General features: G+C 71.7%; 17 protein-coding genes. 7 read left to right on the top strand and 10 right to left on the bottom strand.

Annotated features, from left to right (window positions below; translation table 11 throughout):
• From VFH10_RS17010 to VFH10_RS17000, 3 genes are all read left to right on the top strand, one after another.
• On the top strand, positions 1–392 hold a 392-nt coding region (locus VFH10_RS17010; RefSeq protein WP_325130694.1), incomplete at its 5' end, for an RDD family protein.
• Between the two features lie 37 nt (positions 393–429).
• The gene (locus tag VFH10_RS17005; protein WP_325130692.1) at positions 430–1,593 is read left to right on the top strand and encodes an acyl-CoA dehydrogenase family protein; all 1,164 of its coding nucleotides are present in this window, start codon (positions 430–432) and stop codon (positions 1,591–1,593) included.
• Positions 1,590–2,393 carry an FAS1-like dehydratase domain-containing protein gene (locus tag VFH10_RS17000; protein ID WP_325130690.1) on the top strand — a complete coding sequence of 268 codons (804 nt, stop codon included), beginning with the start codon at positions 1,590–1,592 and terminating at the stop codon, positions 2,391–2,393. The genes VFH10_RS17005 and VFH10_RS17000 overlap by 4 nt, the downstream gene beginning before the upstream one ends.
• Before the next feature lie 4 nt (positions 2,394–2,397).
• Here the strand turns inward: VFH10_RS17000 and VFH10_RS16995 are convergent, their stop codons facing one another.
• Genes VFH10_RS16995 through VFH10_RS16980 form a run of 4 tightly spaced genes read right to left on the bottom strand, consistent with a single transcriptional unit; the run spans position 2,398 to position 6,521 of the window.
• A complete protein-coding gene (locus VFH10_RS16995) occupies positions 2,398–3,654 on the bottom strand; it encodes a class I SAM-dependent methyltransferase (RefSeq protein WP_325130688.1) in 1,257 nt (418 codons plus the stop codon).
• A complete protein-coding gene (locus VFH10_RS16990; protein WP_325130686.1) occupies positions 3,655–4,401 on the bottom strand; it encodes a DUF1365 domain-containing protein in 747 nt (248 codons plus the stop codon).
• Entirely contained in the window at positions 4,398–5,699 is a 1,302-nt protein-coding gene (locus tag VFH10_RS16985) for an NAD(P)/FAD-dependent oxidoreductase (protein ID WP_325130684.1), read from the bottom strand. The genes VFH10_RS16990 and VFH10_RS16985 overlap by 4 nt, the downstream gene beginning before the upstream one ends.
• A 24-nt stretch (positions 5,700–5,723) precedes the next feature.
• Positions 5,724–6,521, bottom strand: coding sequence for an alanyl-tRNA editing protein (locus tag VFH10_RS16980; protein WP_325130682.1), 798 nt, complete (start codon positions 6,519–6,521; stop codon positions 5,724–5,726).
• A gap of 124 nt (positions 6,522–6,645) precedes the next feature.
• On the opposite strand from VFH10_RS16980, the gene VFH10_RS16975 reads away from it, so the two are divergent.
• Entirely contained in the window at positions 6,646–7,518 is an 873-nt protein-coding gene (locus tag VFH10_RS16975; protein WP_325130680.1) for an LppX_LprAFG lipoprotein, read from the top strand.
• Positions 7,519–7,546: 28 nt separating this feature from the next.
• Here the strand turns inward: VFH10_RS16975 and VFH10_RS16970 are convergent, their stop codons facing one another.
• From VFH10_RS16970 to lipB, 5 genes are all read right to left on the bottom strand, one after another.
• A complete protein-coding gene (locus VFH10_RS16970; RefSeq protein ID WP_325130678.1) occupies positions 7,547–8,260 on the bottom strand; it encodes a DUF4191 domain-containing protein in 714 nt (237 codons plus the stop codon).
• 62 nt (positions 8,261–8,322) lie between these two features.
• Positions 8,323–9,306, bottom strand: coding sequence for a lipoyl synthase (gene lipA / locus VFH10_RS16965; protein ID WP_414689882.1), 984 nt, complete (start codon positions 9,304–9,306; stop codon positions 8,323–8,325).
• Positions 9,307–9,339: 33 nt separating this feature from the next.
• A complete protein-coding gene (locus VFH10_RS16960) occupies positions 9,340–10,314 on the bottom strand; it encodes a hypothetical protein (RefSeq protein WP_325130676.1) in 975 nt (324 codons plus the stop codon).
• Complete coding sequence (locus tag VFH10_RS16955; protein WP_325130674.1) at positions 10,311–11,282, bottom strand: ABC transporter ATP-binding protein; 972 nt, start codon at positions 11,280–11,282, stop codon at positions 10,311–10,313. Before VFH10_RS16955 ends, VFH10_RS16960 begins: the two co-directional genes overlap by 4 nt.
• Positions 11,283–11,330: 48 nt before the next feature.
• Complete coding sequence (lipB, locus tag VFH10_RS16950; RefSeq protein WP_325130696.1) at positions 11,331–12,050, bottom strand: lipoyl(octanoyl) transferase LipB; 720 nt, start codon at positions 12,048–12,050, stop codon at positions 11,331–11,333.
• A gap of 116 nt (positions 12,051–12,166) precedes the next feature.
• On the opposite strand from lipB, the gene VFH10_RS16945 reads away from it, so the two are divergent.
• Entirely contained in the window at positions 12,167–14,335 is a 2,169-nt protein-coding gene (locus VFH10_RS16945) for an MMPL family transporter (RefSeq protein ID WP_325130672.1), read from the top strand.
• 71 nt (positions 14,336–14,406) lie between these two features.
• Complete coding sequence (locus tag VFH10_RS16940) at positions 14,407–14,955, top strand: hypothetical protein (RefSeq protein WP_325130670.1); 549 nt, start codon at positions 14,407–14,409, stop codon at positions 14,953–14,955.
• On the opposite strand, the gene VFH10_RS16935 is transcribed toward VFH10_RS16940, so the two are convergent.
• Positions 14,952–15,845, bottom strand: a complete 894-nt coding sequence (locus tag VFH10_RS16935) for a TIGR01777 family oxidoreductase (protein WP_325130668.1) — start codon at positions 15,843–15,845, stop codon at positions 14,952–14,954. The genes VFH10_RS16940 and VFH10_RS16935 overlap by 4 nt on opposite strands.
• Before the next feature lie 138 nt (positions 15,846–15,983).
• Here VFH10_RS16935 and VFH10_RS16930 point away from each other — a divergent pair.
• Positions 15,984–17,279, top strand: a 1,296-nt coding sequence (locus tag VFH10_RS16930) for a DUF222 domain-containing protein (RefSeq protein ID WP_325130666.1), incomplete at its 3' end; no start/stop codon positions are given.

Genomic DNA, 17,279 nt, shown 5'->3' with positions numbered 1-17,279 from the left:
CGGGCGCCCGGCTCGGCGTCCCGGCCGACGGTCCCGGGTCGGTCGCGTCGTGGGGGCGGCGGATCCTCGCGTTGGTCATCGACTGGATCGCGTCACTGCTCGTGGCCTCGGCGCTGTTCGGCAGCGGCGTCTGGGGACAGGGCGCGGCCGCCTGGGCGCCGATGGGGGTGTTCCTCGTGGAAGCCGCCGTGCTCACCGCGCTCGTCGGCGGGTCCTTCGGGCAGCTCGCGCTCCGGCTTGCCGTCGTACGCCTCGACGGCCGGCCGGTGAACCTGCTGCAGGCGCTCGCCCGGACCGCGCTGATCTGCCTGGTGGTACCGCCGCTCGTATTCAACCGCGACAACCGCGGACTGCACGACCTGGCGGTTGGCACGATCACGCTGCGCCGCTGACGACCGCGCCGGCGTCGATCGCGGAGGATCAGAGGACATGGACGACCTGTCGCCGGAGGAGCGCGAGATCGTCGAGCTCGTACGACGATTCGTCGACGACGCCGTGCGGCCCGTGGCCAGAGAGCTCGAGCACGCCAACACCTACGCGGGCGAGCTCATCGACCAGATGAAGGAGCTGGGCGTCTTCGGCCTGGCCGTGCCGGAGCCCTGGGGAGGGGCGAGCGTGAGCGCGCCGTGCTACGTGCTCGTCACCGAGGAGCTCGCTCGCGGCTGGATGAGCCTGGCCGGCGCGATGGGCGGGCACACCGTCGTGGTCAAGCTGCTGCTCGACCACGGCACCCAGGAGCAGAAGGACCGTTACCTGCCCCGGCTGGCCACCGGCGAGCTGCGCGCGACCATGGCGCTCACCGAGCCGGGCGGCGGCTCCGACCTCCAGGCGATGCGCACGACCGCACGACGGGACGGCGACGACTACGTCGTGAACGGGTCGAAGACCTGGATCAGCAACGCCCGTCAGGCGGGACTGGTGGCTCTGCTGTGCAAGACCGACCCAACGGCCACGCCGGCGCACCGCGGGATCAGTGTGCTGCTGGTGGAGAAGGGGGCGGGCTTCACCGTTTCCCGCGACCTGCCCAAGCTGGGCTACAAGGGCGTGGAGAGCTGCGAGCTGTCCTTCGACGACATGCGCGTCCCCGCCTCGGCGCTGCTCGGCGTGGAGGAGGGCCAGGGCTTCGGCCAGATGATGCGCGGCCTGGAGGTCGGCCGCCTGCAGGTCGCCGCCCGGGCGCTCGGCGTCGGCCGCGCCGCGCTCGAGGACTCGTTGCGCTACGCGCAGGAGCGGGAGGCGTTCGGGCGGCCGATCTGGCAGCACCAGTCGATCGGCAACTACCTCGCGGACATGGCGACCCAGCTCACCGCGGCCCGGCAGCTCACGCTCTTCGCCGCCCGCAAGTACGACGCCGGCGAGCGCGCCGACCTGGAGGCCGGCATGGCCAAGCTGTTCGCCTCCGAGACCGCGATGAAGATCGCCCTCGACGCGGTGCGCATCCACGGCGGGTACGGCTACTCCACCGAGTTCGACGTCGAGCGCTACTTCCGCGACGCGCCGCTGATGATCGTCGGTGAGGGCACGAACGAGATCCAGCGCAACGTGATCGCGCGGCAGCTCGTCCGTCGCTCGGCCGAAGGCGGACCCCTGTGAGCGAGAGGCAGATCCTCACCGAGACCCTCGCCCCCGAGCCCGCCCACGCGCTGGCCGCCTTGCTGGACCTCGACCCCCTCCCCGACGACCGGCTGCCGCCGATGTGGCACTGGGTCTACCTGCTCGACCGTCGGCCGCACCGGGAGCTCGGGCCGGACGGGCACCCGCTGGTCGGAGTGCCAACCCCTCCCGGGCCGGGGATGAGGCGGATGTTCGCGGGCGGCCGGGTCACCACGCACGGCGTACTCCGCCTCGGCGTCGCCACCACCCGGACGACGCGGGTGCTGCGCTCGGAGGAGAAGTCCGGGCGGTCCGGCCCGCTCACCTTCGTCACCGTCGGCCACGAGATCAGCCAGCACGGGCGCGTGCTCGTGACGGACGAACAGGACATCGTCTACCGCGCGCCGGGGTCCGCACTCCGTCCGTCGCCGGCACCGGAGCAGGCCGCCGCCGCCCGACCGATGCTCACCCTCGACGTCGACGAGGCCTTCCTCTTCCGGTTCTCCGCGCTGACCTACAACGCGCACCGGATCCACTACGACCGCGCCTACGTGCGCGAGGAGGGGTACGACGACCTGGTCGTGCACGGTCCGCTGCAGGCGCTGATGATGACCGAGCTCTACCGGCGCCACGGCGTCGACCTGGTCGGCCGGGTCTTCGGCTACCGGCTCGTCGCGCCGATGACCGGTCCGCAGCGGATGGTCGTCGCCGCCGAGGCGGCCGGGCTCGACTCGGGGGTCCGGACGCTCAGCGAGCATGGCGTGCTGACCGCGACGGCCAATCTGACGGCGACGGGCTAGGAACCTAGGTCGGCTGCCGGGCGATCCGGAGCTGCGCCACGTCGAGGTATCCGACCCGGAAGCCGGCCTCGCAGTAGGCCAGGTAGAACTCCCACATCCGCCTGAACGTGTCGTCGAAGCCGAGCGCCGCGACGTCGTGCCAGTTGGCCAGGAAGCGCTCGCGCCACAGCCTCAGCGTGTGTGCGTAGTGCTGGCCCATCGAGGTCACACGGTCGACCCGCATCGTGGTGTGCGACGCGAGGGTCTCCTCGATTGCTCGGATCGACGGGAGCAACCCGCCCGGGAAGATGTACTTGTGCATCCAGGTGTAGGTGTCCCGGGTGGCCACCATCCGGTGGTGCTCGAGGAGGATCGCCTGGATCGCCACCCTGCCGCCTGGGGCGAGCCGCCGGTCGATGGCCGAGAAGTACGTCGGCCAGTACTTCTCGCCGACCGCCTCGATCATCTCGACGCTGACCACCGCGTCGAACTCACCGGTCTGGTCCCGGTAGTCGCGCAGCTCGATCCGCACCCGGTCGGCGACCCCGGCCTCCTCGACCCGCTGCTGGGCGAGCGCGGCCTGCTCCTTGGAGATGGTCAGCGTGGTCACCTGAGCGCCACGCCGGGCCGCCCGGATCGCGAGCGTGCCCCAACCGGTGCCGATCTCCAGCACGCGGCTGCCCGCGGTCACGCCCGCCTCGTCGAGGACCGCGTCCACCTTGGCGAGCTGGGCCGCTTCCAGGTCGTGAAGGGTGGGCGGCGGGTCGAGCCGCGGGAACAGCGCGGAGGAGTAGGACAGGGACGGGTCCAGGAACGCGGCGAACAGGTCGTTGGAGAGGTCGTAGTGGGCCTCGATGTTCTTCCGCGCCCCATGGACGGTGTTCTCCGGGTTGAGGCCGCGGGGAAGGACGGCGTGCCGCAGCCGGTAGAACAGCGGCTTGACCAGCGACGTGAGGCGCTCGGCGAACGGCGCGAGCAGGTCGGCGAGGTCGGTGCCCGGGGCGGGCCGCCACTCACCGGCCATGTAGGACTCGCCGATGCCGATCATCGGGCTCTGTCCGAGCCGGGCGAAGAACGCCCGCGGGTCGTCGACGAGCAGCGTCGGGTGGCCCAGGGTCCCCGCGCCGTACACCTCGCCGGTCGACAGGCGCGCCGTCACGGGGACGTGTCTGAGGATGCGCGCCACCACCCGCTTCGCGACCGCGCCTCGCACGCCGTACGCCGGAGGCGGTGCAAGGGCCTGCGAGGCGTTGCGTGCCGAGGGCTCGAGAGTGGTGCTCATCTACGCGATTCCTTTCGGAGCACGGTGTTGTTGCCGGGGGACCACCGGTAGCCGCCGGAGCCAGAGCCGGATGCCGTGCCAGCGGATCAACCCCGACACTCGGTGGGACGGGAGGGGGTTGCGCGCCACGGCTGCGAGCGTAGCCGGGAGCGTCACCGGTCGCAGCGGTCCGTGCACGGACCCGGTGAACACCGTCTCGTCGCCCTGGGTGAGCGCGATCGCGACCGCGACGTCGTCCTCCGTCAACCGGGTGCGGATGTCGTAGCGACCGTCCACGGTGAAGAACGGCGAGACGTAGAACTCCTTGTCGACCTCGGCCCTGCCCGTCTCCGTCACCGCGAGCGGGTAGCAGTGCCGTTCGCCGTAGGTGTTGTGCACCTCGGCCAGCACGCCCTCGAGGTGACCGTCAGCGTCGAAACAGAAGTACGTCGTCAGCGGGTCGAAGACGTAGCCGAGGGCGCGGGCGTTGGTGAGCGCGAGCACCCGGCGGGCGCTCCAGCCGATGCCCTGCGCGTCGAGGAAGGACCGCAGTTTCACCGTCCACGGCCGGTCGTCGTCGGGGGCGAGGTGGTCGCGGCTGCGGATCGAGAGGAACGGTCGCAGCCAGCGCGGGAACGCCACCTCGGGGTCGGCGACGTCGACCAGCCACATGGTGGTGCCGTGCGCGAACTCGTAGCGGAACGGCCGCGTGCGCCGGTGCGCGACCCGCGCCGGCACCCGCGCGGGTGCCGCAGCGAGGACGCTCACCAGGAGGCTCCCAGCGCGCGAGCAGCCTCGACGCCCGAGCGGCAGCCGTCCTCGTGGAAGCCCCAGCCGTGGTAGGCCCCGGCGAACGCGAGCCGGTCGGAGCTCAGCTCGGCGAGCCGGGTCTGCGCCGCCACGGAGGCGGCGGAGTAGGTGGGGTGGCGGTAGGTCATCGTCGCGACGACGTCGTCGGGGGCGGTCGACTCGTCGGGGTTCAGAGTGACCAGCAACGGGTCCGCCTCCGGGTGCCCCTGCAACCGGTTCATCCAGTAGGTGACCCGGGTGCGGTCGGTGAGCGTGTCGCAGTCCTCGAGCCGGTAGTTCCAGCTGGCGCGGCTCCGCTCGTGGGCGGGCAGGAACGTCGCGTCGCGGTGCAGCCAGGTCACGTTCGTGGAGTACCCGAAGACGCCGAGCACATCCATCTCCGCCTCGTCGGCGTCGGTGAGCAGCGCCAGCGCGCCGTCGGCATGGGTGGCGATGACCACCTTGTCGAACGCGTGGTGCTCGCTGGGACCCCCACTCGGAGGGACGACGTCGAGCTCCACCGCCTCGGGCTTGCGGCTCACCGCGGTCACCCGGTGGCCGGAGCGGACCACGTCGAGACGCGCGGTGATCGTCTCGACGTACGACCGGGACCCGCCGACGACCGTGTGCCAGGTGGGCGCGTCACCGAGGGCGAGGAAGCCGTGGTGGCGCAGGAAGGCGAAGAGGTACGCCGCCGGGTAGGCGAGCGCGTCACGATGGCCCATCGACCACACGCACGAGACGACCGGCAGCGCGTAGTGGGTGACGAAGTGCGCGTCGAAGCCGTGGGTCTCGAGGAACTCCCCGTAGGTCAGGTCGGGGTCGGCCGGTCCGTCCAGCAGGGCCAGCGCCTGCTTCTGGAACCGCCGGATGCCGCCCAGCAGCCGCCAGAACCTCGGATCGAGCAGCCGCCGGCGCTGCGCGAAGATGCCGTTTGCCTTGGTGCCGCCCTTGTAGCTGAGCCCGCAGCCCTCGCACGTGATGCTCATGCTCATCTCGGTCGGTCGGGTCCGCACGCCGAGCTCGCCGAAGAGCCGGCGCAGCATCGGGTAGGTGCGGTCGTTGAGCACGATGAACCCGGAATCGACCGGCACCGTCGCGCCGTCGGAGAGCTCCACGTCGTGGGTGTGGGCGTGCCCGCCGAGGCGGTCGTCGGCCTCGAAGAGGGTCACGTGATGCGTGGGCTGGAGCAGGTACGCGGCGGTCAGGCCGGACACACCGGCGCCGATCACGGCGACGGTGGGGCGCGGGTCACCGGTGGCAGAGAGGTCCGTCATGCACCGGGTTCGCAGCCCGTCGGGTCAGGGATTGGTCCGTCCTGTGACTTCCAGGCGCACCCGTTTGTTGCCCTTCCCCTTCGACTCGGTGCCGGTGACCCGGACGCCCTCCACCTCCGCGGTGCTGAGCACGTGCGTGCCACCGTCGGCCTGCTTGTCCAGCCCGACGATGTCGATGACCCGGAGCGGGTCGATCTCGCGGGGGATCAGGTTGGCCGCCGTACGGATCAGCGCGTGGTCCTCGTCGGCCACCTCCCGGCCGACGAACTCGACAAGGATCTCGTGCGCTGCCGCGATCTCCTCGTTGATCCGGGCCTCGACCTGGCGCCCGAACTCCGTCGACATCGAGGGGAGCGGGAAGTCGAGGCGGCCCTTGCCCGGGTCCATGTTGCCGCCGGTGACCGCGACCCGGTGGTCGGCCCACATCACGCCGCAGAGGATGTGCAGAGCCGTGTGCGTGCGCATGGTGAGGTGCCGGCGCTCCCAGTCGAGGACGCCCTCGGTCTCGGTGCCCTCGTCGGGCAGCGGCCCGTCGGGATCGAGCCAGTGCCAGATCCGACCCGAGTCGCGGGCGACGCGGGTCACCGCCGTCGCCTCCGTCCCCGGGCCCGAGGACGACCAGCGAAGCGTGCCGAGGTCGTGCGGCTGGCCGCCGCCTCCGGGGTAGAAGGCGGTCCGCGAGAGCGCGACGCGTCCGACCTCCCGGTCGACCGCCTCGACGGTGGCCTCGAAGTCACGCAGGTAGGCGTCCACCGCGAACAGCTCGCGCCGCGCCAGGTCGGCGGGGGCGTTCGGGGGCACCGGTCGGCCCGGCACGGCCATCGACGAACCTCCTCGGCTGCTCGCGAGAGCGTCGGCACCCGCTCGGCCGTGTCATTACCGGCTGGCCGTTCGGCGCCGTACGCTTCACAGCAGACCACATGTCCCGTCGAAAGTGGATCCATACATGCGCACCGACCGCGTCCTGAACCGCGTCCTCACCGGCGTCGCCGGATCCGCCCTGCTGCTCACGATGACGGCGTGCGGGGGCGACGAGCCGGCCGCCGACGAGTCGCAGGGGAGCGCCTCCTCGTCCGTCGCCTCCGCCGAGCCCTCGGAGGAGTCGGAGTCGGCCGAGCCGACCGAGACGACCGAGGAGGAGGTCAGCGGCGGGTACGACGCGGCCGAGCTCCTCGACAGGATGAAGGCCGCCATCGCCGACAACGAGTCCGCCCACGTGACGATGGAGATGACCGGCGGCCAGCAGATGTCGGGCGAGGGAGACGTCAGCTACGCCGGCGACGAGACGGCGATGCAGATGAACATGCAGATCCCGCAGATGGGCAGCGGGACGATGGAGATGCGCATGATCGACGGCGTGATCTACATGGCGATGCCGCCGCTCACCCCCAAGGGCAAGTTCTTCGAGATCGACACCAACGACCCCAACAGCCCGTTCGGCGATCTGGGCGGCGTCACGCAGGGCGACCCGCTCGCGACGTTCGACGCATTCGACGCGGGGCTCGAGGACGCGCGCTACGTCGGTGAGGAGGACGTCGACGGCGAGCAGCTCGACCACTACGTCCTCACCGTCGACGCTGAGAAGGCCGCCGAGGCGCAGGGCCAGCAAACCCAGCCGGGGATGCCCGAGACGATCACCTACGACATGTGGATCGACGACGAGGACCTGATGCGCCGCATCGAGTTCGACCTCGGCGACGTGGCCGGCGGGGGCGGCGGCATGGTGATGACGATGTCCGACTGGGGTACCCCAGTCACGGTGAAGGCGCCGCCGCGCACGGCGATCCTGCAGATGCCGGGCGGCGTTCCCGCCCAGTAGCCGGTGACGGCGGGGTCGGTGACCAGGCTCAGCGGCCGCGCATGTTCTGCCGGGCGCCCTTGAGGTTGGTCGGCATGGGGCCCTTCGGCAGCGGGATGTTGGACCGGTTGGCGTCGAGCGCCTTGAGCCGGGCCAGCACGTCGGTCATCTCGGCGGGCTTGACCGCGCGGCCGAGCTTCTGGACGTGCTTGGCGACCCGCGACACCGGGACGGCGCCCGCGTAGACGTTCGGGTCGCCGACGATCACCTCGTGGATCGGCGTCTCGGACGCGACCCGCTCGTGCTTGCGGCGCTCGTTGGCGAGCAGCGGCTTCAGCCGGTTGGGGTTGCCCTCACCGACCAGCACGATGCCGGGCGGGCCGACGACGCGGTGCACGAGGTCCTGGTTCTTGTTGAACGCGATCGCGGAGTCGGTCTTCCAGCCGCGTCGCAGCAGCCCCAGCGCGGCGTACGCGGCGCCGGGCTGCCCCTCGATCTGGGTGTACGCCGCGTTCTGGGCTCGTCGTCCGAACACCACGAGCGCGGCCAGCAGGCCGATGAGCACGGCGGTGAGCACATCGAGGATCCAGCCGCCGGGCAGGAAGTAGAACAGCAGGAAGCCGAGCGCGCCGGCGACGAGGAAGGTGCCGAGGAGGATGAGGCCGATCCGGGGGTCGGACTTCTTGGTCATCCGGTAGCTGGCGACGATCTGCTTGAGCCGGCCCTGCTTCTTCTCGGCGGCGGGCTTGTCCTGCTTGGCCATGGCGTGCTGTGCCTCTCACGGGTGGTCGGGACCACCGAGCTCTGCGGAAACTTGCGGTCGCGTCAGTCTACGGCGGAGACGAGTCCGGCTTCGCGCTGGGCGACCGCCTGCTGGTAGAGCCGGCCGGCCCGGTAGGAAGAGCGCACGAGCGGGCCGGACATGACCCCGGAGAACCCGATCTCGTCGGCCTCGTCCTTGAGCTCGACGAACTCCTCCGGCTTGACCCACCGCTCGACGGGGTGGTGCCGCACCGAAGGGCGGAGGTACTGGGTGATGGTGATCAGCTCGCAGCCGGCGGCGTGCAGGTCGCGCAGCGCCTGCGACACCTCCTCGCGGGTCTCGCCCATGCCGAGGATCAGGTTCGACTTGGTGACCAGCCCGAAGTCACGGGCGGCCGTGATCACGTCGAGGGACCGCTGGTAGCGGAACGCGGGGCGGATCCGCTTGAAGATCCGCGGGACGGTCTCGACGTTGTGGGCGAGCACCTCGGGCCGCGACTCGAACACCTCCTCCAGGAGGTCGGGCTTGCCGTTGAAGTCGGGGATGAGGTTCTCCACGCCGGTGTCGGGGTTGAGCTCGTGGATGGCCCGCACGGTCTCGGCGTACAGCCAGGCACCGCCGTCGGGGAGGTCGTCGCGGGCGACGCCGGTGATGGTGGCGTAGCGCAGCCCCATCGTCTGCACGGACTCGGCCACCCGGCGCGGCTCGTCGCGGTCGAGCGGGTCGGGCTTGCCGGTGTCGATCTGGCAGAAGTCGCAGCGTCGCGTGCACTGGTCGCCGCCGATGAGGAAGGTCGCCTCGCGGTCCTCCCAGCACTCGAAGATGTTGGGGCAGCCCGCCTCCTGGCAGACCGTGTGCAGACCCTCGGACTTCACCAGCTGCTGCAGCTCGGTGTACTGCGGCCCCATCCTCGCCCGCGTCTTGATCCACTCGGGCTTGCGCTCGATCGGGGTCTCGGCGTTGCGGACCTCCAGGCGGAGCAGCCGGCGGCCGTCCGGGGCCACGGAGCCGCTCTCGGACGTGGGGCGCGAGGGGGCTTGAGTCACCTGCCCAACTGTACGCCGCGGGACGAATCGCCCTCAGGGCACGTCGCGACGCCGGAACACCAGCACCGAGACGACCAGCGTGGCCAGGAGCAGCAGCCCCAGGTAGGTCGCCCCGTGACCGATCCCGAGCTGGTAGGACTGGTCGCACACGTCGAGGCTGGGCGCGCAGCGGATGTCGTCGTCGAACACGCGGGTGCCGTCGCGGACCCAGGCGAGGACGTTGTTGGCGAGGCTCCAGTCGCCGGCCCGCTCCATCGGCAGCGAGACGACCAGCGCCTCCCCGGCGGCGGCGTACGCGAACAGGACGGCCACCGTCGCGATGGTGCGGCGCAGCAGCATCGTCAGCGCGTAGCCGCCGAGTGCGGCCCCGCCCACGAGCAGCGTCCCGCGCAGGGCCGTCAGCCGGATGTCGCGCAGCACGTCGCCCGACGGCGCCAGACCCCGGGCGTCGGCGACCAGGGTGAGCACGACCCAGAAGCCGCCGATCAGCACCCCGGCAGCGACGAGACCGCCGGCCAGGACGGCCGCACCCTTCATCAGCCAGACCCGCGGCCGGCGCGGCTCGAAGAGCAGCTGGTTGCCCATCGACCCGGTCTGCCAGTCGGACCCGGCGAACGTCGCGCCGACGATGATGAGCAGCGCGGTCAGGATCACGATGAGCACCACGCCCCGGACGTCCACGACGCGACCCAGGTCGAGCTCGGCGCGGCTCAGGTAGTCCTCGACGCGCGGCACCATGAAGTTGTCGCACTGCGCCGCGACGGTGTCGGGGCCGAAGAAGTCGGTGGGGTTCTCGCGGCAGTCGGCGAGATCCTCCTTCAGCTGTGGGTCGTCGGCGGCGAGCTGCGCCTGGGCCTCCGCGCGGGCCCGCTCCTGGGCCGACACCGGACGTGTGTCCCACAGCGCCGTGCCCGCCAGCAGCGCGGTCAGCAGGGTCGCCGTGAGCAGCAGGAGTACGACGGCGCGACGGGAGCGGAACCGGTTGAGCTCGACGCCGAGGAGCCTCACGCCGCACCTCCTGCTTCGCTGGCCGCCGGCTCACGGCCGAGCGTGGCGTCCTGGGTGAGCTCCAGGAAGACCGACTCGAGGTCGCCCCGGACGGGAGTCAGCCCGCGCACGAACACACCTCGCTCGGCGAGCGCGCGCGTGACGTCCTCCGGGTGCGCGGCGCCCTCGACGTCGAGGTGGTCGCCGTCGGGGGTGACCCGGTAGCCGGCGTCCTGGAGATGCCGGGCAGCGGCGGCCTGGTCGGCCACCCAGACCCGCACCACGGACAGCGTGTTGTCGCCGACGAGGTCGTCGACCCTGCCCGACGCGATCAGCCGGCCGTCGCCGATGATCGACACCGAGTGGCAGACCTGCTGCACCTCGGCGAGGTTGTGCGAGCTGAGCAGCACCGTCACGCCGCTCTCGCCGAGCTCGCGGATCATGTCGCGGATGTCGCGGATCCCGGCCGGGTCGAGCCCGTTCGTCGGCTCGTCGAGGATCAGCAGGTCCGGTGACTTGAGCAGCGTCGCGGCGATGGCGAGCCGCTGCCGCATGCCGAGCGAGTAGCCGCCGTACCGCTCCCGGTCCCGACCTTCGAGCCCGACCTGCACGAGCGCGGAGTCGACAGCGTCGTACGGGATGCCCGCGGAGCCGGCCAGGAGCTGGAGGTTCTTGCGGCCGGTGAACGTGGGCACGAACTTCGGTTCCTCGACCACTGCGCCGACGCGCTGCATGACCGACGGCAGCGCGCGGGGGACCGGCTCGCCGAACAGCCGCATCTCGCCGCGGGTGGGCCGGGCCAGGCCGAGCAGCAGCCGGATCGTGGTCGTCTTGCCGGAGCCGTTGGGACCGAGGAAGCCGTGCACACCTCCGGCCGGGACGGCAAGGTCGAGGTCGTCGACGGCGACGATGCTGCGACCCATCCGGGTGCGGTAGACCTTCCGCAGCCCGGACGTCTCGATGACCGGGTGGTCGGTCGTGGTGGACATGGCACAAGCCTTGCCTACGCGCTTGCGCGCCGGGTCACCGACACGCCCTCAGCGCAGTGCCGCCGCCGGGTCGATCAGGCGCGGTGCGCGACCGGGCTCCGGCTTGGCCGCGTAGTCCGGGGTGGGGTCGTACGGCGCCCAGGCGAGCATCTCGCGCAGGTGCTTCTCCATCGCGGGGGCGACCTCGGGCACCGTGACGTCGCGGCCGAGCTCGGTGCTCAGCGAGGTGACGCCCGCGTCGGAGATGCCGCAGGGTACGAAGGTGTCGTACCAGGCGAGGTCGACGTCGCAGTTCAACGCGAACCCGTGCATGGTCACGCCGCGGCTGACCCGGATGCCGATGGCACCGATCTTGCGCTCCGGGCCCGTCGAGTCCGCGGCCAGCCAGGCACCGCTGCGGCCGGGCACCCGGGCGGTCGCGACCCCGAAGTCCGCGCAGGTGGCGATCATCGCCTCCTCGATCCGGCGCACGTAGTCGACGACGAGCACGTGGTCGGGGAGCCGCACGATGGGGTAGCCGACCAGCTGCCCGGGACCGTGGAAGGTGATCTTGCCGCCGCGGTCGACGTCGATGACCGGGGCGCCGGCGACAGCCGGCCGCTCGTGGGGGTCGGTGCGCTTGCCGGCCGTGTAGACGGGCGGGTGCTCGAGGAGCAGGACGGTCTCGGGGCCGCCCGCGACGACGCTCGCGTGCACCTCGCGCTGCAGCTGCCACGCCGCGCCGTACTCCAGCGCGTCGTCGCCGAAGCCGACGACGCGATAGTCCATCTCGCTCACCCGGCCGAGCCTACGCCCCGGGCGACGGGGCCTCGTCGGGCTCTCCTTGGGTGGATGCAGTTCAATGAGACCCACGCGTCTCGGTCCTCCGTCGAAAGGTTCAGCCGGTGTCGACTGCCTCCCACATCCGACGTTCGAGGCGTTGGGTCCTGCCGCTCGTGGTGGTGCTGGCCTGGCTCTTCATCGGCGGACCCCTGGGCTCGTTCGCCGGCCAGCTCTCCACGGTGCAGGAGAACGACAACGCCGCGTTCCTGCCGCAGAGCGCGGAGTCGACCATCGCGCAGGAGAGGCTCACCGAGTTCGCCGGCGACGAGAGCGTGCCGGCGACCGTGGTCTTCGAGCGGGAGGGTGGGCTGACCGAGGACGACCTGACGCTGATCGGGCAGTACGCCGACGACATGCGCGAGGTCGACAACGTCGATGCCGCCGGGGTGCAGGGCCCGGTGCCGTCCGAGGACGGTGCGGCGGCCCAGGTGGTCGTGCCGATCGCCACCTCGGACGGTGAGGAGCTGCAGGTCGCCGTCGACGACCTGCGCCTCGTCCTGGAGGACACCCCTGACGGCCTGACCGCGCTGGTCGGCGGGCCGGGCGGCGTGCTCGGCGACTTCATCGAGGCGTTCGGCGCAATCGACGGGCTGCTGCTCGGCGTCGCCCTGCTCGTCGTCCTGTTCATCCTGCTCGTGGTGTACCGCTCGCCCGTGCTGCCGTTCGTCGTGCTGTTCTCCGCGGTGCTGGCCCTCGGCCTGGCCTCGGCGGTGATCTACGGGCTGGCCAAGAACGACCTGCTCGACCTGAACGGCCAGAGCCAGGGCATCTTGTTCATCCTCGCCGTCGGCGCCGCGACCGACTACTCGCTGCTGATCGTCGCCCGTTACCGCGAGGAGCTGCGCGACACGGAGTCGAAGTACGACGCGATGCGCAAGGCCTACCGGGGCGCCTTCGAGCCGATCGTCGCCTCCGGGCTGACGGTGATCCTCGGGCTGCTCTGCCTGCTCCTGTCCGACCTGTCCAGCCTGCAGGGGCTCGGCCCGGTCGGCGCCATCGGCATCGCCGGTGCGATGTTCGCCTCGCTGACGCTGCTCCCGTCCGCGCTGGTGCTGCTGGGGCGGCGCGCGTTCTGGCCCTACCGGCCCAGCTACGGCTCGGAGCACACAGACGCCAAGGGCATCTGGGGCAGGGTGGCCCGGCTCGTCGGACGCCGCGCCCGCGCGGTCTGGGTGACCACGTTCCTGCTGCTCGCTATCGCCGCGGCGTTCGTGCCGACCCTCGACGAGGACCCGGTCCCGCAGACCGAGCTGTTCCTGACCCAGGTCGACTCCGTGGACGCCCAGGAGATCCTCGACGCGCACTTCGACGCCGACCAGTCGAGCCCGGTCCACGTCGTCACCCCGGAGGACCAGCTGGACGCCACGCTGGAGGTCCTCCGCGACCACCCGGGCATCGCCGCCGAGGGCGTGGCGCCGCTGCCCGACGTGGGCGGTGAGGGTGCCGCGGGTGTCCCGGCGCCGAGGGTCGTCGACGGCGAGGTGATCGTGTTCGCGCCGCTCACCGACCCGGCCGAGTCCGCCGCCGCGACCGCCACCGTGCGGGACCTGCGCACCGACCTCGACGAGGTCAGCGAGGACGTGGTCGTCGGTGGTCAGACCGCGATCCTGATCGACACCCGCGACACGACGTCCCGGGACCGGGCGGTGGTGATCCCCGCGATCCTCGCGGTGATCTTCGTCGTGCTCGCGCTGCTGCTCCGCTCGCTGCTTGCCCCGGCGCTCCTGCTGGTGGCCAACGTGCTGTCCTTCGGGGCCACGCTCGGCATCAGCGCGCTGTTGTTCAAGTACGTGTTCGACTTCCCGGCCTCCGACCCCTCCACGTCGCTGATCGGGTTCGTGTTCCTGGTGGCGCTGGGCATCGACTACTCGATCTTCCTGATGACCCGTGTGCGGGAGGAGTCGATCAAGCAGGGCACGCACCCGGGTGTGCTCAAGGGCCTGTCGGTGACCGGTGGGGTGATCACGTCGGCGGGTGTCGTGCTCGCCGCGACCTTCGCGGCGCTCAGCGTGGTGCCGATCCTGTTCCTGGCGCAGATCGCGTTCATCGTCGCGTTCGGCGTGCTGCTCGACACCCTGGTGGTGCGGTCGCTCCTGGTGCCCGCGCTCAGCTACGACCTGGGCCCGCGGGTCTGGTGGCCGTCGAGGCTCTGGCACACGCCCGACCACGCCGACCCGGAGACCGCGGAGATGCTGCACCTGGGGCGGGAGGACGGCGTCAAGGTCGACTGACTCCTCCCGGCCGCTCTGCGGGCTGTGGACGAGCGCCGTCGCGGTCCGGCGATCTCGGCGAGAGTGGGTGGATGCAGCCTCGTCACGTCCGACGCCGGACCCGTGCCGTGCACGCGGTCGTCGCGTTGGCCATCGGTGCGGTGGTCGTGACGGGCGGCGTGGCGTGGTGGGCCGCCCCGGCGGTGGAGCCGTCCGTGGGCGAACTGCCACCATCCGCTCGTCCCGCTCCCGTCGCCGCGATTCCGGCGTCCGGCCCGGCCGTGCGGGCGGCCGCGGTGCTACGCGTCTGGGACCGAGCGCGGGCGGCCGCGTGGGCGCGCGGCTCGGTCGGCGCCCTGCGACGGTTGTACGTCAGCGGTGCGGGCGCATCCGACGTACGCCTGCTGGAGGCGTACGGCGAGCGCGGGCTGCGCGTGCGTGACCTGCGGGTGCAGGTGCTCTCGATCGACGTGCTGGACCGACGGCCGGGGGAGTGGCGGCTGCGGGTCACCGACCGGCTCGCCGCCGGCACCGCGGTCGGGCCGTCGGTGCGGCAGCCGTTGCCCCGCGACCGGGCCAGCAGGCGCATTCTGCGGCTGGTGCGCGACGAAGGCGCGTGGCGGATGGCGGTGGTGCGCTAACGGGCCAGCGCGGAGCGGAGCCGCTTCTCCAGCGTGTCGTGCTCGAAGGTGAACCCCTCGTCCAGCAGCCGTCGTGGCTCGATCCGCTGCGAGCCGAGCACCTCGGAGGAGATCGCGCCGAGCACCTTCTCCACCGGCCAGCCCGGGACCCGGAAGACGTACGGGCGCCCGAGCTCGGCCGCGAGCACGCGGCCGAACTCGGCGTTGGTCCTGGGCTCCGGGCCGCTCATGTTGTAGGGACCCCGCGCCTGTTCGTTCGCGGCGAGCCAGGTCGCCGCCCGCACCCAGTCGTGCATCGAGATGGTGGGGAAGAACTGGCGGCCGGACCCCACGGGCGCGCCGAGTCCCGCCTGGAAGATCAGCTTGATCGGCGGGAGCGCGCCGCCGCTCCTGTCCAGGACGGGAGAGGTGCGCAACACCACCACTCGGGCACCTGCCTCTGCGGCCGGTCGGGCGGCGTCCTCCCAGTCGCGGCAGACCCCACCCATGAACGTGTCTGCGTCGGTAGCCGCGTCCTCGGTGAGCACCTGGTCGCCGCGGTCGCCGTAGCCGGCGGTGCCGCACTGGGCGAGCAGCGCGGGCTTCCGATCGGACTCGGCCACCGCCTTCGCCAGCGTCCCGGTGGTGGCGACCCGGCTGGCGCGGAACTTGCTCTGGTAGGCCCGGGTGTAGGGCCAGCGCCCCAGCGGCGCGCCGGAGAGGCAGGCCACCACGTCGGCGGACTCGATCACCTCGTGGTCGGCCGTCCCGGCGTACGGGTCCCACGTCGACTCGTTGGCCGACATCGCTTCGCCGCGCACCAGGCGTACGACGTCGTGGCCCTCGCGCGCCAGGTGGTCACGCCATGCCGTCCCCAGGAACCCCGATGCACCCGCCAGCACGAATCTCATGCTTCCGACCCTACGGGTCGCCGGGTGGTGGGGCCTGTCGAGACACCACGTGTGGTCGAGCTTGTCGAGGCCGATCCCGTTATGCACAAGGGATCCGTGGCACGGATTCTGTCGGTGGTCGCCGCTAGGTTGATCGGTATGGAACCGGTGGTGGACGACCTCGAGCGACAGCGCGTCGCTGCCGCCATCGTCGAGTCCAACGCTGCTCTGCTGGAGGTGGAGGCGCGCCAGTTCGTGCTCGCCGCGCAGTGGGCGGACCTGCACCCCATGTCCACGGGGACGGTGCTGCCGGGGACCGAGCGTGCGCGGCGGTACGGCGGGGACGGGACGCCGTTCGCGGGTGAGTTCGCGGCCGCCGAGCTCGGTGTGCTGCTGGGCCGGTCTCACGTCGCCGCGGCCACCCTCATGGCCGACGCCCTGGACGTCCGGCACCGACTGCCCAGGCTCTGGGCCGCGTTGTTGGCCGGGTCGGTGCGGGTCTGGCAGGCCCGGCACGTCGCCTCCCGCACCCGGGCCACCGGACTCACCCTGGCCCAGGCCCGGCAGGTCGACGAGACCACGACGCCGTACCTGACCACCCTGCCCTGGGGCCGGTTCGTCGACCTGCTCGAGGCGCGGATCATCGCCGCCGACCCCGACGCCGCCGAGGCCCGCCGGGTGGCCGCGGAGCTGGACCGGTTCGTGGTCACCGGCCAATCCAACGAGCACGGCCTGAAGACCCTGGTCGCGAAGGCGACCGCGGGTGAGGTGATCTACCTGGTCGCGATGGTGGACCGGATCGCCGAGATCCTGCTCCACCACGGCGACACCGACCCGGTCGGCGCCCGCCGCTCCAAGGCCCTCGGCATCCTCGCCCATCCGGCCCGCGCGCTCGCGCTGCTGCGGTCGGCCAGCTCGGTGGGCGGTGACCAGGTCTCGACGGGCTCGACCACCGGCGGTGACGTTCCGCTGCCGCCGGCGACCCTCTACGTGCACGTATCCCGGGAATCGATGCAGACCGGGGACGGGGTGGCGCGGATGGAGGGCGTCGGCCCGCTCACCATCGGCCAAGCCTCCGAGTTCCTCCGGCACTCCCACGTCACCATCCGACCGGTGATCGACCTCGACCACGACCGGCCGGTGGACGGCTACGAGGTCCCCGACCGGCTCCGCGAACAGATCCACCTCCGCTCACCGGCGTCGGCGTTCCCGTACTCCTCGGCCACCGGACGCCGGATGGACCTCGACCACACCATCCCCTGGGTCACGGGCTCGCCCACCGAGAGCACCGGGCCACCCGGTCAGACGAGGATCGGGAACCTCGGCAAGCTCACCCGGTTCGAACACCGAGTGAAGACCCACGGCAAGGGTTGGCGACACCGACAACCCGAGCCCGGCGTCCACCACTGGCGGACACCCACGGGCCACCAGTTCACCGTCGACCACACCGGCACC

The sequence above is a fragment of the Nocardioides sp. genome, from assembly GCF_035697785.1.
In the GTDB taxonomy this organism is placed as follows: domain Bacteria; phylum Actinomycetota; class Actinomycetes; order Propionibacteriales; family Nocardioidaceae; genus Nocardioides_B.
Note: the sequence above shows the minus strand (reverse complement) of the source record. Positions and strands in the feature narration are given on the sequence as shown.